A 23,993-nucleotide genomic window follows, 5' to 3' on the forward strand; every position below is an offset into this window, starting at 1 on the left:
TACGTAAGTACGTGAAAGCGCGCAGGGTTCAGCTAAATGCGCTCGCAAGGCATCACTATCAACAAAAGGTAGCTTAAATATAGGCGAACAACCTCAAGTGTGCCTCTTCTAATTACTTTCGCGCACAGCTCTCTTAAGCTTTTTTCAATTTTTTAGCGGTAAACGACTAGGCTCGCACGTCTCATTTCATAAAAAACTCAATAAGCGTTTTCTAAATTTTTAGAATTTCGACGGCACAACGACCCCATTAAACATTCACAGAATAAATGACCGCAATGCAAAATATATATTTCTATTATTCGAACTACGGCACTAGGATGAAATGGAATCAACGGGAACGCCCTACAGCGTGAACACAAACAACGTTAAGAATTTTAATTATAGTCGGGAGAGACGCTCATGTCGCAATATCAACAAGACATTGATAACTTCGCCACATTAAAGGCAGCACAAAACGGAGCTTGGGAAGGTATAAACCCAGAATTCGCTGCACGTATGAAGGTTCAAAACCGTTTCAAAACAGGTTTAGACATTGCTCGCTACACAGCAAGTATCATGCGCAAAGACATGGCTGAATACGACGCAGATTCGTCTCAGTACACACAGTCTCTAGGCTGCTGGCATGGCTTCGTAGGTCAACAGAAAATGCTTTCAGTTAAAAAGCACCAGGGCACAACGAATAAAAGCTATCTATACCTTTCAGGTTGGATGGTAGCAGCACTTCGCTCTGAGTTTGGTCCTCTTCCTGACCAATCAATGCACGAAAAAACGTCAGTGTCTGCGCTTATCGAAGAGCTTTACACTTTCCTTCGCCAAGCTGACGCTCGTGAATTGGGTGACCTTTTCAATAAACTAGACGACGCGAAGAAAAATGGCGGCGATGTTGCTGCTGTTCAAGCTGAAATCGACAACTACGAAACTCACGTAGTTCCAATTATCGCGGATATCGACGCGGGCTTTGGTAACGAAGAAGCAACGTACCTACTTGCAAAGCAGATGATTGAAGCGGGTGCATGCTGTATCCAAATCGAAAACCAGGTATCTGATGCGAAGCAATGTGGTCACCAAGACGGTAAAGTAACCGTGCCTCATGAAGACTTCCTAGCTAAGATCAACGCAGTACGCTATGCATTCCTTGAGCTAGGTGTTGATGAAGGTGTAATCGTCGCTCGTACCGACTCACTAGGTGCTGGCCTTACTCAAAAGATCCCTGTTTCTACTTCAGAAGGAGACCTAGCTGCTCAGTACAATGCATTCCTTAAAACAACTGAAGTTGCAGGCGCAGACGACCTAACTGAAGGTGACCTAGTTCTTAAACAAGGTGGCAAACTTGTTAAACCTGAGCGCTTACCAAACGGCTTGTTCCGCTTTAAAGACAACACTGGTTTCGACCGTGTAGTACTTGACTGTGTAACGTCACTTAAACACGGCGCTGATCTACTTTGGATTGAGACTGAAAAGCCGCACGTTGGTCAAATTGCTGAAATGGTTAACGCTATTCGCGAGCAAGTTCCAAACGCAAAGCTAGTTTACAACAACTCTCCATCATTCAACTGGACGCTTAACTTCCGTCAGCAAGTATTCGATGCTTGGACAGAAGAAGGTAAAGACGTTTCTGGTTATGACCGCGCGAAACTTATGTCTGCTGACTATGACGACAGCGAACTTGCAGCAGCGGCGGACGAGAAGATTAAGAGCTTCCAAGCTGATGCAGCGCGTGAAGCAGGCATCTTCCACCACCTTATCACGCTACCGACTTATCACACTGCGGCCCTGTCTACAGACAACCTTGCAAAAGGCTACTTCGGTGAAGAAGGTATGCTTGCTTATGTACGCGGTGTGCAGCGTCAAGAAATTCGCCAAGGCCTAGCATGCGTTAAGCACCAGGCAATGGCAGGTTCTGACTTAGGTGATACGCATAAAGAGTACTTCTCTGGTGAAGGTGCACTTAAAGCGTCTGGTGAAGATAACACCATGAACCAGTTCGACGTATAACGCGAACAGGCAATGAGTTAAACGGAAAGCATCCCAACCTTTCCTACAGGGCACCTTCGGGTGCCCTTTTTTCTGCACGCTATTCATTTCATTTATGCTTTTTAGTAAAAATAAAAGAAGCCATATTTTCCCCCGCCCCATTACCAAGTCACATATTTAATTAATTTCAATAAGTTACAAATAATTCCGTAACAAATTTAAGACTAAACGCTTATCTGACAATCAAATAAAAAAGCTTTATAATAGGCTTGTTCAATAAGGTTTAATAAGAGCATTAGAATAATGAATATAGCGAAGGTCGACCTGAATTTATTAGTTTATTTAGATGTGCTGTTGCGCGAAGGAAGTGTAACCAAAGCTGCAAACCAGCTAAGCATTACTCAGCCAGCAATGAGTAACGGCTTGAAACGCCTTCGCGATCTGTTTAAAGATCCGCTTTTAGTACGAACCAGCGATGGAATGACACCTACTAAGCGTGCACTCGAGCTGCAGCCTATTATTCGCGATGTACTTAGTCGATTAGAAAGCTCTATTCAGCCAGAAACTGATTTCGACCCGTTAACCAGCGACAGAACTTTTCGCATTATGACTAGTGACTATGCAGAAAGTACCTTGTTACTTGAACTTGTTGGGAGGCTGGCCGAGCTAGCGCCTAATATTACCCTTGACCTTATTACGCCTAGTGACGTGACGTTTCACGATGTAGAGCAAGGTAAAGTGGATATGGCAATTAACCGCTTCGACGAACTGCCGCTGTCGTTTCACCAAAAAGTTATTTGGTACGACACTTTTAGCTGCGTGATGAGCGCAGATCACCCGCTAGTGGAAAAATGCAATCTTGAAGGCTACTTAAATGCTCAGCATATATGGGTAAGTAAAACAGGCTTTGGTGTTGGCGTTGGTATTGACCCGAATGAAGTTCAAAAGTTGGGGTGGGTTGATGCTGAACTGACCAAGATAGGAAAACAACGTGCTATCCGTGTTTTTACTCGCCATTACCACGCGGCCTTGCAAATTGCGAAAAAGCAGAAACTTATTGCTACTTTGCCGAGCAAAGCAGCCCGTTTGTTTAAGCACGACCCAGACGTAGTAATTAAAGAGCCGCCTTTTGACATACCACCTATTGCACTAAAAATGGCGTGGAGTGCCCTACTTCATCACGACGCAGGTCATATTTGGTTGCGCCGCTTGATCAGTGATGTAGCTAGCGAAATGAACGCGGGCTAAACATTCACAAAATATATGGCAAAAATACAAACCATAAATTAAAAAACTATCTCTATACGCACTACACTGGGTTAACAGACAAATGTATAGAGGTAGTTATGCAAGGATATATTACTAGAGGCCGACTACAGGTTGCCGAACAACTCGATAACTTTATTAATGAACAGGCACTTCCTGGCACAGGCGTAGATAAAGACACCTTTTGGCAAGGTGCAGAAACCCTCTTCGAAAAATTCATCCCTCAAAATCGCGCGTTACTAGAAAAGCGCGAACAGCTTCAGCGCTCTATCGACGACTACCACAAAGCTGGTAACCCTGTAAATGGAAATGAATATACCGACTTTCTAAAAAGCATTGGTTACCTTGTGGAGCAACCATCGCAAGTAAGCGCACAAACACAAAATGTAGACGCTGAAATTGCAACTATGGCTGGCCCACAGTTAGTAGTGCCAATCAATAACGCTCGCTATGCGCTTAACGCGGTAAACGCCCGTTGGGGAAGCCTTTACGACGCATTATACGGCACTGACGTAATTAATAATGACGGAGGCGCAGAGCCAGGAAAAAGTTATAACCCCGTGCGCGGAGCCAAAGTAGTTGCAAAAGCGAAAGACTACTTAGATAGCATGATTCCGCTCGCGAAAGGCAGCCACGCAGAAGTCACTAAATACAAAATCGAATCGGGCAAACTAGCAATTACCCTTGCCGACGGCGATGAGACTACACTTGCGAATACCGAACAGTGGCAAGGATACCAAGGTGACATAAGCGCTCCGTCAAGCTTGCTTTTTGCCCACAACGGCCTGCATTTTGAAATACAACTAGACCCGACTCACCCTATTGGCGAGAGCGATGCTGCAAACGTTAAAGACGTATTGGTTGAAGCGGCCCTGACTACTATTATGGATTGCGAAGATTCCGTTGCCGCCGTTGATGCAGAAGACAAAACTTTAGTGTACAGCAACTGGCTAGGCTTGATGAAAGGCACCCTAAGTATTGAAATGACAAAGGGCGGCAAGCAACTTGTTCGCGCTATGCATGACGATAGATACTATCAGCCATCTAAACACGCTTCACAAGACGAGTTAAAAAGCGGCGAGCTAGTGCTTTCTGGTCGAAGCCTTATGTTTGTTAGAAACGTAGGTCATCTTATGACTAACAATGCGATGCTCTTTGATGGCGAAGAAGTGCCAGAGGGCATTATGGACGGTTTAGTCACCTCACTTATCGCAAAGCATGATCTATTAGGCAACAGTAAATTTAAAAACAGCCGTGAAGGCAGTATTTATATTGTTAAACCTAAAATGCATGGGCCTGAAGAAGTTGCATTCTCTAACGCATTATTTGGTGCTATCGAAACAATTATCGGTGTTCCAGCCAACACCCTTAAGATGGGTATAATGGATGAAGAGCGCCGCACGAGTATTAACCTTCAAGCGTGTATTGCTGAAGCCACTTCACGGGTTGTATTCATCAATACCGGTTTCTTAGACAGAACTGGCGATGAAATTCATACCTCGATGCTAGCAGGGCCTTTTGCAGAAAAAGCTGCCCTTAAGTCGATGGCATGGATTAAAGCTTATGAAACCGCGAACGTAGCCGTAGGCCTTCGTTGTGGTCTTTCTGGCAAAGCACAAATTGGTAAAGGCATGTGGCCAATTCCTGATGAAATGCAAAATATGATGACCGCCAAAATAGGCCACCCTAAAGCTGGCGCTAATACTGCGTGGGTACCCTCACCCACTGCAGCAACACTGCACGCCCTTCATTACCATGATGTAAATGTGTTTGACGTTCAGAAGTCACTAGATGAAAACTTTGATGGCCTTGCTGACATACTTACCATTCCATTGCTAGAAGATGCCTCTGTGCTGACTCGCGAGAGCATTAAACGTGAAATCGACAACAATGTTCAGGGTATCTTGGGCTACGTAGTACGCTGGGTACACCAAGGTGTTGGCTGCTCGAAGGTTCCTGATATCAACGATGTAGGCTTGATGGAAGACCGCGCGACCTTGCGTATTTCATCGCAGCATATCGCGAACTGGTTAGAGCACGGCATTGTGAGTGTCGACCAGGTTAAAGAATCGCTCGCACGAATGGCAGTGCTAGTAGATGAGCAAAATGCAGGGGACCCTGAATATATTCCAATGGCACCTGATTTAGACAGCTCAATCGGCTTCTTGGCTGCAAGCGACCTTATCTTCAAAGGTAAAGAACAACCTAGTGGTTACACCGAGCCTTTGCTGCACGCACGTCGCCGCGAGATGAAAGCGAAGCTTGCTGCGAGTTAATTTCAAATGTGTATTTATTGGTTGAACCCTCAAGTTTATAACCTCGACCGTAAAGCACGTTAGAAACTCAACCTTATAAAAACTAGGCTCACTTTTGTTAATCTCTAAGTGAGCCTTTTTATGTATCGTTCCCATGATGTCCAATCATTTGTACTTTGTGATCTGCCAGTTGAACTCACTGGTAAAAGTACTGAGCATCGCATTATGTAGCAATAACGCAACACCTTAGACTAAAGATATCGCTCTTCTTCCTTTTCAAGCTTTACTGATAGTGCGCCATTAAACTACGCTTTTACTGTGAGGCACTGCGTTTCGTTTTACCGCTTAATTAAAAACTTTGTTCGCGACGCCTCCCTAGTTTGGAGTATGCACATGCAAATAGCCTCGGCGGCGATACCGAATAAACTTTTACATGCGAACGTAACACAAATAGTTCCAATCTTTTCTGGTGGAGGCACGCGCTTAAGCGCCCATATCGGCATCATAAAAGCGCTGCACGATATGAATGTTGGCTTCGATACCTTGGTAGGTGTATCTGGCGGCTCAATTATCGCGTCCCTTTATGCCAAAGGGTACACTGTCGAGCAAATGCGAGAGCTAGCACTAGTTACCGATTTCAAGCAATTCACTGAGTTTTCGCTGATAAGGTTACTTCGAGAAGGTGGGCTGTCGTCTGGCGACGTATTTCAACGATGGATTGACGAACAGCTAGAGGGCGCAGTGTTTGCAGACCTCCCCCTTGACCTGCATATACTCGCTACCGACGTGAACGGCGGCGGGCCAGTTCTATTTAATAAGCACACTTCCCCTGATATGAAAGTATCAGAAGCGGTGCGGTACTCTATGTCGATTCCGCTTATCTTTTCATTTAAGCCCTTTAAAGAGCACTTATTAGTAGATGGGGCAATATTGTCTGAGGATGCGCTGTTTGAAGACTGGCGAGGTGATGGCACACCATCCGTGTGCTTCAGGCTACAAAGCACCAATCAAAAACGTAAAGCTATTAAAAAGAACCTTCTTCAATTACCCCAATACGTCAGCATGCTCATTCGTACATTTATGACAGCAATATCTAGGGAGTACGTCAATGCCAAGTATTGGCACAATACGGTGGTGGTAAATACCGGTGAGATATCTGCGGTGGACTTTTCGCTTACGCCTGAAATTAAAAACACACTTTTTGAGCTTGGTTATTCAACCACAAAAGAATTTTTGCCCAAAAAGTGTGCGGGATTTATGAGAAACAGTGCAATTTAACTGCTTTTTAGATAACGCTTAACGCTCTAGGTCTTACACCTTGTAAAAGTCACGATACCAATCAACAAACGCTTTTACGCCTGTTTCGACATCGGTAGACGGTTGGTACCCAGTATCTTCAACCAGTGACGACACATCAGCATAGGTGTCAGGCACATCGCCCGGCTGCATAGGAAGCAGCTCTTTCTTAGCCTCAATACCCAGTGCACTTTCCAGCGTTTCAATGAACTTCAAAAGGTGAACAGGCGTTTGCGCACCAATGTTATACACCTTATAAGGCGCCTTACTGGTGCTAGGGTCTGGATTGCCGCCGTCCCAACTTTCGTTAGGCTTGGCCACATTATCCAGTGAGCGAATTACGCCCTCAACGATATCATCAATATAGGTAAAATCACGACGGTGGTTACCGTAGTTGTAAACCTGAATTGTTTCACCTTCCAAAATAGCTTTTGTGAACTTGAACAGCGCCATATCTGGACGACCCCAAGGACCGTAAACGGTGAAAAAGCGCAGCCCTGTTGTAGGCAAGTTATAAAGGTGGCTATAAGTGTGCGCCATTAGCTCGTTCGCTTTTTTAGAAGCGGCATACAAACTAACTTGGTGATCGACGTTATGCTGCTCTGAAAACGGCATAGTTTCATTAGCGCCGTAGACCGAGCTAGATGATGCATACACCAAATGCTCAACTTTATTATGACGACACCCTTCTAAGATATTCACAAAACCGACAATATTCGAGTCGACGTAAGCGTTAGGGTTTTCAAGAGAATAACGCACGCCTGCTTGCGCTGCTAAGTGCACTACCCTGTCGAACTTATGTTCTTCAAAAAGCGTTGCCATCTTATCGCGCTCTTCTACCCCTATTTCAACGAATGAAAACAGTTCTGCAGCAGGTGATGATTTAATTTCATCTAAGCGGGCGTGCTTTAGATTTACATCGTAATAATCGTTTATGTTGTCAATCCCGACAACTTGGTCACCACGATTGATAAGGTATTGCGATACAGCTGCGCCAATAAAACCAGCTGCTCCGGTGACTAAGATTTTCATTTATTAATCCCTTGGGTATTGTTCAGTAATTTTGAGGTACATCCGTCACGTCCTAACTGATGTAAAATTGTCATTGGGTTCTGAAAGGGTAAGCTTTAAGCTTATAATTGGTCATCTAAGCAATAACGCGTTTTTTATTAAGTTAATTAACCGCCATAGAAGCTACTTTAAAATTTCTATAACCTCACACAAACGAGGCAAGTATTAGGCCATATATGACTTCACAAACCCAATATTAACTTTCTTCACCATATTTCCCAATTAACTTAATAACAAATTTTACAGGAATAGCATAAGAAATTCCCGTCGGCGATGCCAAAGCACTTTCCTTAGCATCTTTAACTAAAACCTTATTTATCACTCCAATAACCTCACCCGTTTCTGGGTTATATAATGGGCTACCACTGTTACCAGGATATGCTATAGCGTCTAGTTGATAAATTAGACTAACATTTTGAAGGCGCTTCATCATTACCAAATTTAACTGGTCACTGTTTGATGCAGGGATTGCATCTGGGGTTATAGCTGAAATGTACCCCCTATGGGTAGCTGGGTATAGCCCTAAAACAGCACCGATTGGAAAACCTGTAAGCGCTATTTCAGTTCCAGGTAGTAGTAATTCTTTGCTCCCAAGCTCTAAGGGCTTTAATGGAGAACTCAATTTCAATAGAGCCAAGTCATGTTTGGGATCTATTTGAACGACTTCCGCTCTTATTTTTTTAACAACACTCCCCACCCCGCTTAGAACGACATAATGTTCAACTATAATTGGATCTAGATCTTCTGATACCACATGATAATTAGTTATCGCGAAGTGCCCATTCGTTACAACGAAACCAGTTCCTAGAACTCGTGGAGACGAATGTTTGATTGGCGCATCGATAGCAATTGCTACTGTACCTTCTGAAACCATTTTGACCGTGTCAACAAAGTCATTACTTTGATTGGATTGTGCTTTAAGCCCTGCACTGAAAATAGTGAGCATTAGTAAAGCTGTGATGTAGAAAATTTTCATATTATTTCCGCTTATAGATATTTAGAAAAAACGTCATTTATATATGGCTACCGAAATGTCTTAAATAAATTACGTTTTTTCATACAAAACAGGTATTTTCACGCCTGTGTTACATAGATCACTGCCTATTTACGATGATACAAGCAAAAATACGAATGCTAAACAAACACAAATTATCAATTACTAAGAAAAATAGTATAAAAGGATTAAGTAATTTATGAAAAATATTTGCTAAACTCTCTTGAAGGATGATTTTTGTGGATCGAAGTTTAGTGGCTAATAAAACAATAATAGCGCGCGTGAAGTCTATCGTCGGCCGAGACAGTAAACTAGGAAAAGCACTTGGCGGATTAGAGAAACTTCAAGAAGCTAAATTTATCTCTAAACACTTCTCAGACTTTCTAGAGCCGGTGGTTGCGCAATCTGACTCAGTTCGAGATGAAAGTTATACTATACGACACAAGGTATATTGTGAAGAACTAGGATTCGAACCGCTTCGAAGCGATAAATTTGAAAAAGATGAATTCGATACGTTTTCCAGCCCTTGTTTAATAAAGCATAGGAGATCAGGCCACTATGCGGGCACAGTGCGGCTAGTAAGGCCTCAATCAGACGAGCAACTTCTCCCGATAGAGAAATTTTGTTTAGACTCCATTACTCATGAAACGCTAAATCCACGTAATTTTGCAAGACAAGATATTTGTGAAATATCCCGCCTGGCAGTTCCACTAGAATTTCGAAAACGTCAGATGGATAAGTTCTCTGGAGCTGCCATCGGTGTTATCAACGAGCACACATACTCAGAAAACGAACTACGCTGTTTTCCATTCATAGCTATAGGCTTATACTTTTCTGCTGCAGCTCTAGTAATTCATAATGATATCAAGCATACCTACGTTATGATGGAGCCCAGGCTAGCTCGCAGCATGCGGTTCATCGGAATCCAATTTGAACAAATTGGGCCTGTTGTAAATTATCACGGTAAAAGAGCGCCGTTTTATATCAACCCTACATTGCTATTCCATAACCTCAGACCTAGTTTTAGAGTGATGTTAAATGATATCCAAGAAACGGTTGGTAAGTACCCAAAAGGATTAGTCTAAGTTATGTTTGACTATACTAAAGCTTTCTCTAGAAATATTGGATGGTTGACTGCAGATGAACAGCAGAGCATCAGAGCCAAGCGTGTTGCTATCGCAGGTGCTGGCGGAGTAGGCTTTGAACACGCTGTAACTTTAGCAAGACTGGGAATCGAGAAATTCTCCATTTCAGATTTTGATATTTTTGAAGTCCATAACTTAAATCGCCAAGCTGGAGCTTTTCTTTCCACATTGGAAATGCCTAAAATCTCTGTTTTAGAAAGAGTGTTAAAAGATATTAACCCTAACTGTTCGATAAAAGTTTTTCCTGAAGGAATAAATTCGACAAACATTTCTGAATTCCTCGCTGATGTAGACATATACATAGATAGCCTTGACTTTTTCGTTATTGATATCAGAGAACAAGTATTCAACCATTGTCGTCTACAAGGTATACCCGCGATTACAGCAGCGCCCTTAGGAATGGGAACTTCTGTACTTTGCTTTACAGATTCTAGTATGTCTTTCTCTGATTATTTTGATATCCAGAAAGATGATGATGATGAAAATAAGTGCTTGAAGTTTTTAGTCGGGCTATCTCCTAAAATGTTACAGAGAAAATATCTAGTAGTCCCAGAAGCGGCAAATTTCAATGAAAAACGCGGCCCATCTACGCCGATGGCGGTTAAGCTTTGTGCCGGTGTAGCCGCTACAAACGCACTTAAACTGCTACTTAAAAGAGGTGATGTCCTTACTGCACCAAAGGGAATGCACTTTGATGCGTATCGGAACAAATTTAAAGTAACTTACCTACGAAAGGGTAACAAAAGTTTTATACAGAAGCTGAAGTTAAAAGTTGCAAAGAAACTAGTATTATCGAAATAGTGTCAAATTTCTTTACAGAATTGTCTTAGGGTTAATCCAAAGTATATTATTTCCCTTAGATATCAATATGATAATATAGTGGCATGTTTTAAGCTTAACGTAATCGTCTTAAATAGAATTGTTCAACGGAGGCGATATGAACAAGCTTACAAAAACACTCGCAGGATTAGCTTTAGCAGGAAGCGTAGTATCAGTTTCTGCAGATCCGTTATTCGTAGATTACGAAAATGATGGCACTACATCAGACATCTTTACTTCTTTTGTATTTAACACCTTTAATCCTACATCTGCTTACCTAGATTTGGACGGTAGTGGTGTAATCGGTAACGGTTCTTATGTATTCGATTCGGGTAGTGGTACAATAGGTGGCCTAAGCCCACTTGCTTTTCCATTGAGTGACGATTCGTTCAATGACACTTGGGGCCTTCGCTTCGAGTATGAACTTTTTGGATTTACAGCTCTTGCGTCTGATGCAAACAACAATAACATTTTTGACGAGGCGGACGGTGACCAACTAGCTGCTGGATTTATTGATGGTTACATCAACTTTTCTTACACAAATGGTGGAACACAAGTTGGTGAGGTTCTCTCTATAGAAGTTACATCGTCAGCTTATAACATTAATCAAGGCCTGAACTTTACAGTTTTTGGTGAGCCAGTTTCTGCCACAAATTTGATTAATACTGTACAATCTTTTGATGGAATGACTGGGTTGGGAGATCTACTAAATTCTCCTAATTCTGATGACTATGGCTTAGGTGCGTTCGCTACACTTAAGATACTAGATGCTACGCAAGCCCCTGTTGTTGAACCTGGTTACACTGTATCTGTTTTCCAACAAGACATAATCGATCAATACGGTATTCCAGTTACTGCCGACTCGCAGTGGCTTACACGTGAAACTACTGTTGATTCATCTAACCTTTATGTAACAGCTTCTTCTCCTACGAATGCAGCTCTTATGGGTTTATGTTTGCTAGGCTTAGGCTTTAGCAGACGTTTTACTAAAAAGTAATCATTTCTATACATCCAAAAGCCACTCGTATGAGTGGCTTTTTTCTTTCGTGTAAATTTTTATGCTGAGTTACTATGTTAGCTTAGCTAATGCAAATATTTTCAAGGTCTCGACACTTTCGTTGAAAATGATTAAAAACTCTAAAGCAGTTAAGATCATCAATTAAAATCTCATCCCATGGCAATTTTTTGAAAAGAGCTCAATCAGAAAATACGAGGCACAGGTTGGTTCTTATAAAATGGGACTAAGTTTTGAGCTTCAATAAGGTTGGAGGAGTACTAACAGCTTTACTCCCATAACATCTCCGTAAAACACTACACTCAGAGAATATAATTATTACTTATATTGATGTGGGTGAGCTATTGTTGCATATTAGCAATGAAAAAGCGGTCAGTATCTGGCTAACCCTGTCGTTTTAGGTCCCATCATATCACGTGTATTCATATAGTTTAAACGAGTAAAAGTTGAAGTAATATTACGTCACGAAATTTATTGTTGCTAAATTAGTGCAACTTCGAGGCTTCAATATAAATAGCGAGCTATTAATTTAAAGGTTAGAACCTATTGAAACCATAACTAAAACAGTATAAACAGAGTGTTTTCTTACTTGAAAAAGTACAGCATACCTTTTGATGTTTCTTTTTGTTAGTGACTTAGTTACATTAAATACTATAAAGGAAACTTGGCAATCTATTTTATGAAAAAAATTATTCTTATTACGCTACTACCAGTTTTTATAATAGCGTGTAGCAATAAAGGTACAGATTTAAGCATCGCGGAGATAGAGCAACTCATAGAAAATGATGAAATTAACCGCGCTTCTGTCGTGATCAAGCATAAGCTTCAAAACTCTCCCGATAATGTATACCTCAGGAAGCTTTTAGCAGAAACACATTTGCGAGACGGCCGCTATGATAGTGCGGAAAAAGAATTTTTAAGAGCGGAAGAACTAAATAACAATTCCGACTTTAGCTCAGAGTTTTACAACAGTTATGCGGAAACGCTTTTTTTAACAGAAAATATTGTCTTACTAGAGAGACTTAATAAAAACTTTACTTATCTTCCTAAGACAGCCCAAGATATTCTAGTACTAACAGAAGTTAACGAGACTAACTCTTTAAATGATAAATTACTGTCTTCGCTTATTTTTGAAAAGCAGAATCGAAATGCTTTTGAGTTATTGAATGACGTTTCGGTTAACCAAAAAAATTACTTCTTAGCCTATCAGTTAGTGAGGCAGTTACTGAAAGATGAAGACTACGAACTTGCTCAAATAATTTCTGAAAAAATGATTGTCATTAGAAAGTCTGACTTCCGCCCCAAGTTTTATGCAATGATTTCAAGTTACAAGCAAAATAAGCTTGATGATGCAAATAGTTATGCCGAAATTATTTTGAAAAGCAATGCTGACAATGCTATCGCCAATCTCACGAAAGCCGCGTACTTCTTGGATAAACAAGATTTCGAGCAAGCAGCAAAATATGCAAACTTATCTATAAACGCCGGTTTAAACAATGCGGATGTAAGAATTATAGCGGGAATAGCACACTATTACTTAAAAAACTACGAGCGAGCCTATGAAAACTTTTCAAAAATCAAGTCAAAAGTTCGCAATAGTAGTGATGTTTATACCTATATAATAGCCACTGAACTAGAACTAGGAATAGCAGATGCTACCAACTTTGAGCTCCAAAACAACGAGTTTAGCGCTCTGCTCGGCTTGAAAATAGCTGACCAGCTAGAGCTAGAAGGTAAGTCCAGAGATGCTAATTCATTGATAAACAAAATTTCTAGTTTAAGTTTAAACGAACCGAATATTAGACAAATGGTCAATTTAATCCTTGCTGCGAAAGGAACAAACTCATTTTCAGAAAATGACTTAGAAAAAATTAAAGCTACCGAGTCTTTAGAAGAAAGACAACTTTATATCAGTACTTTTATCGCTGGAGAAGATAGCAATACCGCTTTGGAAGTTATTGAACACTGGCTTCTTAAAGAGCCAGAAGATATCAGACTGTTATCTCTAAAAGCCGCAACTTTATTGAAGGTAGGACAAAAATCAAACGCTAAGGAAGTGTTTCAGCACATTTTGGATATAGATAAAAACAATATCAGAGCCAATACTTTCATTGCTGCTGATAATTTGGCGAATGGTAATTATGAGGATTCTATAGAACAATTCAAACGCGTTTTATCTATTAAATACAATCAAAATGCCACTGCGGGTTTGATAAGAGCTTCGAACCTATCAGGTACTTTAGAAGAAAACCTTGACTGGCTGATAGACCTTAATACCAGCTTCACTGAGCCCGATGCCAACCTTTTAACAGATATTGCATTTGTCTATTTAAAAAAAGGCGACCACACAACGGCTTTAAAATTTCTTGATGAAGTCGATGTACAGACAAATTTGCCTAATCGCTTTTTCATTTTCAAATCCGCATTGTTAGAACGCGAATCTAAGTATGCGGAAGTAGACAACCTATTGGAGATTTGGAAGAACAAAAACGGGATAGGTGACGAATATGTTTTCTTCTCTTTGAACTTTTATGAAAGACAAAAAGAGTGGAAAAAGGGGTTAAGTTTGCTTGACGAAGTGACAGATGAATCTTTAAAAAGCTCCCCAATAAAATTAGTAGGCTGGAAAGCTTACTTTCTGGTACGGGACAATAAATTACAAGAAGCGCAGAGAGTAATACGTTCAACCCCGAACGATACTGATAATTATCACGTAGTCAAAGCCAAGGGCTTTATAGCTGCATCTAACTCAAAATGGTTCGAGGCAGCTGAATCCTTTGAGACTATTTACGATGAAGACCAGTCTACGGAAAACGGAGTTCTCCTGCTCAAGGCGTATATGGCCTTGAGCGACAAGAGAAACGTTGAAAGGTTAGCTAAAACGCATATCACTCGATATCCAAGAGATGTAAATTTCAAAATTCGTTATGCAGAATGGCTTTTTATGGAAGCTCCTGACCAAGCCATCATGTTCTATAAATCTATGATAGAAGACAACTTAGCTAATATTAACGTGTATAATAATATATCTTGGCTCTTACAGATACGCGGCGATTTAAAGAGTGCCGATGAATATATCAATAAAGCGATTGAGTTGAACCGAAATGATATCAACGTTATCGACACTGCAATTACTATAAAACTTAAACTAAATAAATACGAAGAAGCCTTAGATCTAGCCACGTACCTTTACCAGAACACAGAAGATAAGTTCAATTCAGGAATACTGCTAGTCAAAACTCTTATAGCCTCTAATGACAAGGAAAGTGCTAAAGCTTTATTGCGTAAATTAACACCTGTAAATAGAAAACAGTCTTCAGCCAAAAGCATTTACGAGAAAGAGCTTTCTGAATACCACTAGTAACTAAAAGGCGAACAACATGCAGGTATACTGAAGTTAGTATCGAGCTAAATACAAAGAGCATTCTTTTTAACAAAGCAATGAAATTAAATGTACAAAGAATGTTCCATTGAAATAAGCGTTCACTATTGGCTTGCTAAAAGCATATGTTTTGAGTAGTTTGCTGTTCTTTAAGATGCTTATACGCTGCTTTGGATAAGTTCTAGAAGACTTGGTAACTTAATAACAAGAGTATTTAGCTTATAACCTTCTTCACTATTAAATGTAAACTGGGAAAGTTAGGCTTCATTAATATGCCATCGATATTTAAATTAATAAGAACAGACTTTGCGAGAAAGAAGCAAATATACATGAATGATGGCGCTGAGATATCGACGCTGAGAATCATTTTTACAGATGGCACTAGTGCAAACATACTGTATCGTTTAGCATACCGATGTGCGCAAATAAGACTGCTATCCCCTCTTGCACTAATACTTTCTCATATAAACCGTGTTTATAATGGGTGCGTAATAGGCGTTAATGCCAAATTCGATGAAGGTTTTGTGATTATGCACCCTATTGGGGTTGTCATTAATTCAAAAGTTATTGGTGGCAAAAACATCACTCTCGAAAGTGGTGTGGTGATTGGAGACGAAAAAGGCAAATCGCCGATACTCAACGACGACATTTTTTTTGGAGCTGGAGCCAAGGCATTTGGTGGCATTAACATAGGAAGTAACGTGAAAGTTGGCGCTAATGCTGTGGTAGTGAAGGATGTCCCTTCAAATACAACAGCTTTGGGAATACCAGCAAAAGCTAGATAAATCTCATGAAGTACATAGAATTCTTATTTTGGTTGGCCATCTCCCTCATTCTTTACAGCTACTTATTATATCCGGTTGTACTATATTCTTTCAGCAGAGCATTTTCTAAACGCGAGCAAGTTAAGAAAAACGTGATTACTGGGGGTAATGAATTACCTTCGGTGTCAGTCGTGATATCCGCGTATAATGAAGAAAGCTGTATAGGTGAGCGCATAGAGAACCTGTTAGCTCTTGATTACCCCTATGAAAAAATACAATTTCTCATTGCTTCAGACGGTAGCTCAGACAAAACCGACAGTATAATTAGCAGTTTTCGCGATCCACGTCTTTGCGTTTTTTGTTTTGAAGAAAACCGAGGAAAAATCAATGTACTTAATGATTTGCTTGAGCGTGTTGAAAGTGACATAACCGTATTCTCTGACGCCAATACCATGTTTGCAAGTGATGCTGTTCTAAACTTGGTTACACCTTTTGAAAGTGAGAAAGTTGGTGCCGTATGTGGTGAACTTAACCTTGTGGATGCTTTTTCAGGCGACAATAAAGATGGCATTTATTGGAAATATGAGCAATTTTTGAAAAAACACGAATCTAAAATTGATGCTCTCCTTGGCGCTAACGGTGGGATTTACGCGATTAGAACTTCGCTTTACGAACCATTGCCGGACAACACAATAATAGATGATTTCTGCATTGTGATGAACGTAGCCAAAAGAAAATATCAAATTATCTATAATAAACAGGCGTTGGCGACAGAAGAGATCGCCCCGACCTTGAAGGAAGAAGCAGGCCGACGCATTCGCATAGGCGCAGGTAATTATCAATCATTGTCCCGCTTAACTTGGTTGCTTAATCCACGCTATAAGTGGCGCTGGTTTTCTTATTTAAGCCATAAGGTAATTCGCTGGTTTGTTCCTCATTTAATGATAGTTACCTTGCTTCTCAACATTGTACTCTTGTGGCACACTAATTACTTATATACGGTAATGTTATTTGGACAGCTAGCGTTTTATTCACTATGGATGCTAGGTGAATTGAGAATATTCAAAGACGTTCCAATAGTTGGAAATATTATTAGCCTAATAACATTTTTTGTATCAATGAATATATCCCTTTTCAGAGGTTACATTAAGTTTCTATCCTCTAACCTATCAGCGACATGGCAAAGGACATCTAGATGATCGCGCTTACACTAGCACTTTTAGTATTACTCTCAGTAGCATTCTTTGCCATTGTAAAGAAAAAGAAAATGCAGAGTTGGCTTTGGAATTACACGAAAAGCCAGTTTACACAAAAGCCTACTGTAAGTGGTACGCAGCATGTCATGTTTTGCTTCGTAGACCACTATGAGCCTCAGTGGAAAAATAAAGATAACATTGAATTGGAGCGGCAACGTGTGGACCGTTGGATGGTTGATTACCCTAAAATGGCCTCACAATTTCTTGATGCAGACGGAAATCATCCAAAGCATAGTTTTTTCTTTCCCGAAGAGGAGTATCGAAAAGAACATTTAGATAAAATTTCCGATTTATGCGCTAAGGGTTTTGGCGAGATAGAAATACACCTACATCACGAAGATGATACTAGCGATAACTTAAGAAAAACCCTTTCTGGCTTTGCCCAGTGCCTTCACGAAGAACATAATGCATTAAGCGTTGACCCGGAGACAGGCAAACCCGTTTACGCCTTTATACATGGAAACTGGGTGTTAGATAACTCTCACCCTGAAGGAAAGTGGTGCGGTGTAAACGATGAGCTTATTGTACTTCGAGAAACCGGGTGTTACGCCGATTTCACGTTTCCATCCCCCGATGAATCACAACCCGCTATGTTAAATACCATTTACTATGCGAAAGACGATCCTGAGAAACCGAAGTCGTATGAAACCGGACGACCTATCGTAAAAGGTGGCAAGGCTTGGGGTGACCTACTGCTTATTCAAGGAATTTTGGGTTTAAATTGGAAAGTGCGAAAGAAAGGAATTTTCCCTCAAATCGAAAACTCAGATGTTAGAAAAACTTTTCCTCCGACACCCAATCGTGTTGATTTGTGGGTCGATCAAGCTATTCATGTCGAAGGAAAACCTGAATGGATATTTATAAAAGTACACACCCACGGAGCTCAGGATGGCGATATGGACACATTACTTGGCGAGCCTGTAAAGGAAATGCATCGACATTTAACCTCTAAATATAACGATGGAAAGAATTACGCACTACATTACGTTTCTGCTAGAGAAATGTATAACATCATAAAAGCAGCTGAAGCTGGGGAAGAAGGCAACCCGAACCGTTTCCGAGATTATGTGCTTGCCCCCCCAGCGTTTAAAAAGCTAGCGTAACATGTTGTCAAAAATAAAAATGAAAGCAGGGCGCATACTAGGCCTAGATGGTTTGTCGTGGCGCACAGCTCCTAACGGCCTTTACAGCGTAAACTTTCATCGGATAGGTAATCGTAAAGATACAGAATTTGATCCGTGTGTATATTCGTGTACTACTGAAGAGCTTGATGCTCATATAAAATTTTTTAAACAAAATTTTGATATTATTAGTCTCAAGGCATTGACCGAGTTGTTAACGAACAATGAGAAGCCAAAATCTAAGCTATTGTGCTTAACATTTGATGACGGTTATATTGATAATTTTAGCAATGCCTTACCCGTGCTCAGTAATCACAATGTGTCAGCCACTTTTTTCATTGCAACGGGTCTAGTAGGAAGCCGTCATGTCCCCTGGTGGGACAAAGTGGCCTACCTTATTAAGCGTCACAAGCCTAATAGAGTGCATCTTGATGCGTGGCGAAATGAGGTAATTTTTGAAAATTGCCAGGAACGTTTTATTCGAGCCGTACTACAAGCTGTCAAAAACTGTAAATTACCCGCCCAAAAACAGATTAGTCAGCTTGAACAAACGTTGCATCATCAAGACGGCTACCCTCGTGCAGAATTTATGGATTGGCATCATTTAAATACGTTAGTCGAATCTGGAATGGAGCTCGGTGCTCATTCACACAATCACGATATATTAACTAAGCTCTCAGAAGATGAGTTATTTTATGAGTTAAGTCACTCAAAAGCTTTGCTTGAAAGCAATTTAGGGTGCGATATTTCAGCTTTTTCTTATCCTGTAGGGAGTAAGGCGACCTATGATAAAAGGGTAATAGAAGGGCTAAAAGATACCGGTTACGAACTCGCATTTAATTTTCAACCTGGTATAAATACAATCCCAAGTACTAACCCATATGATCTCCATCGATTCCCCATCGCTCCTGACATGTCTGCCGCAGATATAAAGCGCATGTTTAGTTACGCAAAGAGGTATTAGGATGCGTATTTTACACTGCGTAAGCAGTTTGAAAGTTGGTGGTGCGGAAAAATGTGTTAAGAACTTAGTTAAGGTACAAAGTCAAAAAGGCCTCGATGTCAAAGTTCTATCGTTTGGTGATAAAAGCGATGCATTTCAACGTGACATAGAATCACTCGGCGTTGAGGTTATCAATATCAAAGGAAATATTATCACGCGCCTTGTAAAGGCATCACGTTATTTAGCCGGCTTTTCCACAGTTCATATTCACTCTCCGGCGGTGATTAAAGCCTTCGCACCTATTTTCCCCATTCTACTCTTTAAAAAAGTGATTTATACGATCCATGGCGAAGTTGAGCCCCCTATTGGATTTGTGAAGGGTTCTCATAAACTAGCACAGCTTTACATCGACAAAGTGTTTGGTGTTTCTGAAAGTATTAAAGATGGTATTTACAAGCGTTATAAGTGGAAGCCACAAGACGTTATCGTCATCAGTAATGGTGTTTATTGCCCCCCTATACCCCAAAATATCGCAGAACAGCCAATCTTAAATTTATGTACTGTGTGTCGACTTGTGCCACTTAAAAACATTGGACAATTGGTAGAAGCCTTCGCTCGGTATGAGCTTAGACAGTTTGCAAAGTTAAATGTTTTTGGGGACGGGCCTGAGCGAAGTGCTATAGAGCATCTCATCACGAAATACGCATTACACGATTGCGTAACACTGCACGGTGAAGTGTTAGACGAAGATGCCATTTATGAGCGTCAGGATATTCTATTAATTAACTCAACCACTGAAGGATTACCTATGTCTTTGCTAGAAGCTATGGCACGAGGCATTCCTGCGATATCTACTTCCGTCGGTCAAATTCCTCGCCTTATTCAACATGGGGAAAATGGGTTTATTTACAATGTTGATGATATTGAGTGTTGGTATACACTGCTACTTTCGCAAATACATAATCGAGACAGCTTGAGACACGTTGGGCTGTGCGCATATGAATTTGTTAATCAGAATTACGCAATTAATGATGTATCCTCGATTTATGAAGCAGCATATCGATAATGAAAAAATCTATTCTTTTCTTCACTAACCTACATCCTCTTCCATGGCAACCAGCTAGAGCAACATACAACTTTGAGGAAATTAGGCACCTGAAAGCACATGCCGATGTTAAAGTTCTGATGCCTGTTCCTTGGTTTACCTATTTCAAGCAGGTTGTAATTAACGGTCACAGAAGTCCTGAAGGCTTTTGTTTATTTCCGTTTTTTTATATTCCCAAAGTTCTCACCTCTTTACACCCTCTCTTCTTGTTGTTCTCACTTATTATTTGTGTAAAACCTTTGGTTTGGTTAGCTAAGAGTGAAAATGTAATAGCTAGCTGGGCTTATGCTGAAGCTGTCGTCGCAGCACTGGGTAAAACCGTTTTTAAATACAAACTCATCATTGAATGCTTAGGCAGTGATGTTAATGCACTGATGCAGCAGCCTTTGCACAAAAAACAGATGCGCTGGGCGTTTAAAAAGAGCACTGCGGTGACGACAAAAAGTAAAGCACTCGCCAAAGTGGTAAAAAAACACGTACCAGAGATAACCCCTCACGTTATCTATAATGGAGTCGATTTTGACGTATTTACGCTCAGAGAGACCACACCGTTTTCCAGCGAAACGCAGCGTCTTCTGTTCGTTGGTTCTCTTATTCCTACAAAGGGGGTATTTGAGCTTATTGAAGGTTTTGAAAAAGCGATGCTCAATGGACAAATGATGACTTTGCGTATTGCAGGAGAAGGCGGCAGTAAAGACGCCCTTCAAAAGTTGATAAGCGCTAAGTCTCTCGAACACGCGGTGACACTACTCGGTGCCATACCTCACCAATCGCTTGTGGACGAGCTTCACAACTCAGACGCCCTCATATTACCAAGTTATAGAGAAGGCGTTCCTAATGTTATTATGGAAGCCTTAGCAACAGGGACACCGGTTATCGCTACTGACGTAGGTGGTATAGCTGAAGTACTAACTCCAGACGTTGGAGGCATATTAATAGAGGCGCAAAGTGCAGATGCAGTTGCAAAGGCAATTAATAATATAGCAGATAGCCCATGGGATTCTCGAAGGATTAACGCGTCAGTTTCAAATTATACATGGCAGAATTCAGCTAAAGAGATTATAACACTGTTGTAAGGTGTTAAAACTAAAATATGGGCGCTAAGCTATGAATAAAGGCATGTCAATATATTTCGAACTAATCCAAGAGATCGCGTCATATTGTTCTTTGTACTCGGCAGGTACGTGATAGCTCATTGTGCTATAGAGAAAGAATAAAGGTGTTGTTAGCAGTTTGACGCACGAAGCACTCCGATTGAGAAAGAGCGAAACTGCTTGAGGAGTCTACTTTTAGATACTGTTTTGCTTGCATCCTTAAGGGAAAGAAAAAATTGAAGCTGCAAATATTGAAGAAACTATTTCCATATACATCAGATACTTCACAGATTTCTGGTAATGTCGAAATATTGGATGGCTGGAGAGGTATAGCAATAATTTTCGTCTTGCTTTCTCATTTTTTTCCATTTTTAAAAGCAATTGACCTTGGACGTTTAGGCGTTGATATATTTTTTGTGTTATCAGGCCTTCTAATGAGCAACATCCTTTTTTTAAAAAGAGTTCCTCTGGGAATTTTTTATAAAAAACGAATTAGTAGAGTATTTCCTGTATTTTTTATTTATGTGAGCGCTGTTTACTTGTACGGTTTTGCTGTTTTAAGGTCACCAGAAACAACAAACTATCTTCATACCCTCTTTTTTTTGAGAAGTTATATTCCTATTTCACCGGACATCTTGCATACAGGTTTGCCTATCGGTCATATTTGGTCTCTAAACATTGAAGAGCATTGCTACGTGGTTCTTAGTATTATAAGCTTATTCTATGTATTTAAAGGACGGGAGTACATCCCACTTTTCTGTCTAGGTATTGCCACTTTCGCCGCAAAATTAATCTATGTACAGAATGCGAACTCAATTGAATTTAATTACGATATCAGGTCAGAAGTAGTTGCTAGCTTCATATTTTTCTCTGCTGGATACTTTTTAATAAAAAGCAAACTCAACGCTTTTGTTCCCTCCTTCATGCCAATTATGACTTTTGCTTTAGCTGCTTATTGCTATTCAGACGACGTTCCGTGGTATGCTAAAGCGTTTTTTCCACCCATTCTTTTAGCATTTACCGTAAATCATTTAGAAAAAACACCCCACTTCGTTCAACTACTTTTAACAAATCCTTATCTTAAGAAAATTGGTATTCTTTCTTTCTCTTTATACCTTTGGCAACAGCCATTCTATTTTACTTTCGTAAAATTTGGTGGTTACTCACCATATATCGGTTTTATTGTTCTGCCCATTGCATTCCTTGCTGGGCTTGTTTCTTTCAAATACATAGAACACCCTCTCAGGCTATGGATTAATAAGCACTGGGCAAAAGTTTAACTCTAACTAGGTATCGATTGTTATTCTATCAAGTTCGACCTACATTAGACTAGCTCCTGTTCTCAAGGGTTCTGAGGTTTTGCTTCGTCATGGCCTCATTAAAAATTTCAAAATAAGCTTCTGACGCTTTTTCCCATCCGAATGACTTTGCGTGCTCCTGAGCTGCAAAAAGCGCCTCAGTTCCCATAGGCCTTTCCATTGCCTCAATCATTGCTTGCTTTATAGAATGAACACTAGTTGCGTTCACTAAGATACCATGTTCACCCGCTACTTCTTCACACGCAGTGTTGGCAGATGTGATGACCGGGCATTGTGAAGCCATTGCTTCAATAATGGGAATACCAAAACCTTCATAGATAGAAGGAAATAAAAATGCCCCTGCTTTTTGATACAAGTCAGATAACTGTTCGTTGGATAAGCGTTGGCTTATTAACTTGACCTTATCAACATTACATTTTCTGTCGCTAGAAAGTTTGAGAACTAATGGCCATTTGTTCGGCTCTTTGATAAGCGAGTAAGCTTTGATAATCCTGTCAACATTCTTTCTAGATTCATCATTAGATACATGTAAAAAATAAGGCTGGTTATCTTGCTCTGGACGTGCGCCGTTAAAAACCGTTGTATCGACACCATTGTATACAACTTGAATGTCATCTGCGTCTACGCCCAAATACTCATTGATCACTCTTTTTGAAAAATTAGAAACCGTAACAATTTTACTGTATTTCCCATGGGCTTTTTTCCAATCATTCTTTTTCTTTCGATTATCTTTTAAAACTTGGAGTCTATGTCGAAATCCTACTGAATAGTGTGAAGGGAAAATCAGCGGACCTATCCCGTGGAGCGTAACAACAAGAGGTACGTCTAATTGATAGAGAGATTCGACAGGAGCGTGGCCACCGCCGGCTCTGGGATCCCACAATACGTCGCAAGAAGCCAACGTGGCCTCATCAGTTGTTTGTACGAAGTCCACATCTAAATGGCTAGCGTACTTAACGATATTATCGATACAAACATTAAAACTTTCGGGAAGGTCCGACGGACGGTATACACCAACTTTCATAGCTTACTCTGATTTGAAGTTTTTATTTAAACAAAAACGGCTGACGATAAAAAAGAATGTACTTCTTAAAAAGTATTAATACCCCATTCCTACCACCAGCCTGTTTACAAGTTATTTAATTTGTAATGGTATCAACGCCTCAATGACCAT

At 40.5% G+C, this 23,993-nt stretch carries 18 protein-coding genes; 15 read left to right on the forward strand and 3 right to left on the reverse strand.

Annotated features, from left to right (window positions below):
- Positions 1-399: 399 nt before the first annotated feature.
- From PCAR9_RS13800 to PCAR9_RS13815, 4 genes are all read left to right on the forward strand, one after another.
- On the forward strand, positions 400-1,995 hold the full coding sequence (locus PCAR9_RS13800; protein WP_179984086.1) for an isocitrate lyase: 1,596 nt from the start codon (positions 400-402) through the stop codon (positions 1,993-1,995).
- 282 nt (positions 1,996-2,277) lie between these two features.
- Positions 2,278-3,222: a LysR family transcriptional regulator gene (locus PCAR9_RS13805; protein ID WP_136782222.1), complete on the forward strand. Its 945-nt coding sequence runs from the start codon at positions 2,278-2,280 to the stop codon at positions 3,220-3,222.
- Positions 3,223-3,320: 98 nt separating this feature from the next.
- The gene (locus PCAR9_RS13810) at positions 3,321-5,516 is read left to right on the forward strand and encodes a malate synthase G (protein WP_179984087.1); all 2,196 of its coding nucleotides are present in this window, start codon (positions 3,321-3,323) and stop codon (positions 5,514-5,516) included.
- Positions 5,517-5,888: 372 nt separating this feature from the next.
- Positions 5,889-6,773, forward strand: a complete 885-nt coding sequence (locus PCAR9_RS13815; RefSeq protein WP_179984088.1) for a patatin-like phospholipase family protein — start codon at positions 5,889-5,891, stop codon at positions 6,771-6,773.
- A 33-nt stretch (positions 6,774-6,806) separates the two neighbouring features.
- On the opposite strand, the gene PCAR9_RS13820 is transcribed toward PCAR9_RS13815, so the two are convergent.
- Together PCAR9_RS13820 and PCAR9_RS13825 are read right to left on the reverse strand one after the other, a co-directional pair.
- On the reverse strand, positions 6,807-7,823 hold the full coding sequence (locus PCAR9_RS13820) for an NAD-dependent epimerase (RefSeq protein WP_179984089.1): 1,017 nt from the start codon (positions 7,821-7,823) through the stop codon (positions 6,807-6,809).
- A 235-nt stretch (positions 7,824-8,058) separates the two neighbouring features.
- Complete coding sequence (locus PCAR9_RS13825; RefSeq protein ID WP_179984090.1) at positions 8,059-8,838, reverse strand: S1 family peptidase; 780 nt, start codon at positions 8,836-8,838, stop codon at positions 8,059-8,061.
- Positions 8,839-9,095: 257 nt separating this feature from the next.
- On the opposite strand from PCAR9_RS13825, the gene PCAR9_RS13830 reads away from it, so the two are divergent.
- The 11 genes from PCAR9_RS13830 (at position 9,096) to PCAR9_RS13880 (ending at position 22,780) form a co-directional block, all read left to right on the forward strand.
- Positions 9,096-9,941, forward strand: a complete 846-nt coding sequence (locus PCAR9_RS13830; RefSeq protein ID WP_232091207.1) for a PEP-CTERM/exosortase system-associated acyltransferase — start codon at positions 9,096-9,098, stop codon at positions 9,939-9,941.
- Between the two features lie 3 nt (positions 9,942-9,944).
- Positions 9,945-10,802, forward strand: coding sequence for a ThiF family adenylyltransferase (locus PCAR9_RS13835; RefSeq protein WP_179984092.1), 858 nt, complete (start codon positions 9,945-9,947; stop codon positions 10,800-10,802).
- 136 nt (positions 10,803-10,938) lie between these two features.
- Positions 10,939-11,817, forward strand: a complete 879-nt coding sequence (locus PCAR9_RS13840; protein WP_179984093.1) for a hypothetical protein — start codon at positions 10,939-10,941, stop codon at positions 11,815-11,817.
- Positions 11,818-12,514: 697 nt separating this feature from the next.
- Positions 12,515-15,196, forward strand: coding sequence for a tetratricopeptide repeat protein (locus PCAR9_RS13845; protein WP_179984094.1), 2,682 nt, complete (start codon positions 12,515-12,517; stop codon positions 15,194-15,196).
- A gap of 350 nt (positions 15,197-15,546) precedes the next feature.
- Entirely contained in the window at positions 15,547-16,002 is a 456-nt protein-coding gene (locus PCAR9_RS13850; protein WP_232091208.1) for a serine O-acetyltransferase, read from the forward strand.
- Positions 16,003-16,007: 5 nt separating this feature from the next.
- On the forward strand, positions 16,008-17,180 hold the full coding sequence (locus tag PCAR9_RS13855) for a glycosyltransferase family 2 protein (protein WP_179984096.1): 1,173 nt from the start codon (positions 16,008-16,010) through the stop codon (positions 17,178-17,180).
- Positions 17,177-18,340, forward strand: a complete 1,164-nt coding sequence (locus tag PCAR9_RS13860; protein ID WP_179984097.1) for a hypothetical protein — start codon at positions 17,177-17,179, stop codon at positions 18,338-18,340. Before PCAR9_RS13855 ends, PCAR9_RS13860 begins: the two co-directional genes overlap by 4 nt.
- Position 18,341: 1 nt before the next feature.
- Positions 18,342-19,322, forward strand: coding sequence for a polysaccharide deacetylase family protein (locus PCAR9_RS13865; protein WP_179984098.1), 981 nt, complete (start codon positions 18,342-18,344; stop codon positions 19,320-19,322).
- Position 19,323: 1 nt separating this feature from the next.
- A complete protein-coding gene (locus PCAR9_RS13870) occupies positions 19,324-20,367 on the forward strand; it encodes a glycosyltransferase family 4 protein (RefSeq protein ID WP_179984099.1) in 1,044 nt (347 codons plus the stop codon).
- On the forward strand, positions 20,367-21,482 hold the full coding sequence (locus PCAR9_RS13875; protein WP_179984100.1) for a glycosyltransferase: 1,116 nt from the start codon (positions 20,367-20,369) through the stop codon (positions 21,480-21,482). The genes PCAR9_RS13870 and PCAR9_RS13875 overlap by 1 nt, the downstream gene beginning before the upstream one ends.
- A 254-nt stretch (positions 21,483-21,736) precedes the next feature.
- Positions 21,737-22,780 (forward strand): acyltransferase family protein, encoded by a 1,044-nt coding sequence (locus tag PCAR9_RS13880; protein ID WP_179984101.1) that lies wholly within the window; start codon positions 21,737-21,739, stop codon positions 22,778-22,780.
- A gap of 49 nt (positions 22,781-22,829) precedes the next feature.
- On the opposite strand, the gene PCAR9_RS13885 is transcribed toward PCAR9_RS13880, so the two are convergent.
- Positions 22,830-23,843, reverse strand: a complete 1,014-nt coding sequence (locus PCAR9_RS13885; RefSeq protein ID WP_179984102.1) for a glycosyltransferase family 4 protein — start codon at positions 23,841-23,843, stop codon at positions 22,830-22,832.
- Positions 23,844-23,993: the final 150 nt, after the last annotated feature.

It is taken from the genome of Alteromonas macleodii, assembly GCF_903772925.1.
Taxonomy (GTDB): domain Bacteria; phylum Pseudomonadota; class Gammaproteobacteria; order Enterobacterales; family Alteromonadaceae; genus Alteromonas; species Alteromonas macleodii_A.

Bases quoted from the DNA above. Each gene is read 5' to 3' on its own strand.
- PCAR9_RS13800 (WP_179984086.1), top strand. From the start codon at position 400: ATGTCGCAATATCAACAAGACATTGATAACTTCGCCACATTAAAGGCA.
- PCAR9_RS13805 (WP_136782222.1), top strand. From the start codon at position 2,278: ATGAATATAGCGAAGGTCGACCTGAATTTATTAGTTTATTTAGATGTG.
- PCAR9_RS13810 (WP_179984087.1), top strand. From the start codon at position 3,321: ATGCAAGGATATATTACTAGAGGCCGACTACAGGTTGCCGAACAACTC.
- PCAR9_RS13815 (WP_179984088.1), top strand. From the start codon at position 5,889: ATGCAAATAGCCTCGGCGGCGATACCGAATAAACTTTTACATGCGAAC.
- PCAR9_RS13820 (WP_179984089.1), bottom strand. From the start codon at position 7,823: ATGAAAATCTTAGTCACCGGAGCAGCTGGTTTTATTGGCGCAGCTGTA.
- PCAR9_RS13825 (WP_179984090.1), bottom strand. From the start codon at position 8,838: ATGAAAATTTTCTACATCACAGCTTTACTAATGCTCACTATTTTCAGT.
- PCAR9_RS13835 (WP_179984092.1), top strand. From the start codon at position 9,945: ATGTTTGACTATACTAAAGCTTTCTCTAGAAATATTGGATGGTTGACT.
- PCAR9_RS13840 (WP_179984093.1), top strand. From the start codon at position 10,939: ATGAACAAGCTTACAAAAACACTCGCAGGATTAGCTTTAGCAGGAAGC.
- PCAR9_RS13845 (WP_179984094.1), top strand. From the start codon at position 12,515: ATGAAAAAAATTATTCTTATTACGCTACTACCAGTTTTTATAATAGCG.
- PCAR9_RS13850 (WP_232091208.1), top strand. From the start codon at position 15,547: ATGAATGATGGCGCTGAGATATCGACGCTGAGAATCATTTTTACAGAT.
- PCAR9_RS13855 (WP_179984096.1), top strand. From the start codon at position 16,008: ATGAAGTACATAGAATTCTTATTTTGGTTGGCCATCTCCCTCATTCTT.
- PCAR9_RS13860 (WP_179984097.1), top strand. From the start codon at position 17,177: ATGATCGCGCTTACACTAGCACTTTTAGTATTACTCTCAGTAGCATTC.
- PCAR9_RS13865 (WP_179984098.1), top strand. From the start codon at position 18,342: ATGTTGTCAAAAATAAAAATGAAAGCAGGGCGCATACTAGGCCTAGAT.
- PCAR9_RS13870 (WP_179984099.1), top strand. From the start codon at position 19,324: ATGCGTATTTTACACTGCGTAAGCAGTTTGAAAGTTGGTGGTGCGGAA.
- PCAR9_RS13875 (WP_179984100.1), top strand. From the start codon at position 20,367: ATGAAAAAATCTATTCTTTTCTTCACTAACCTACATCCTCTTCCATGG.
- PCAR9_RS13885 (WP_179984102.1), bottom strand. From the start codon at position 23,843: ATGAAAGTTGGTGTATACCGTCCGTCGGACCTTCCCGAAAGTTTTAAT.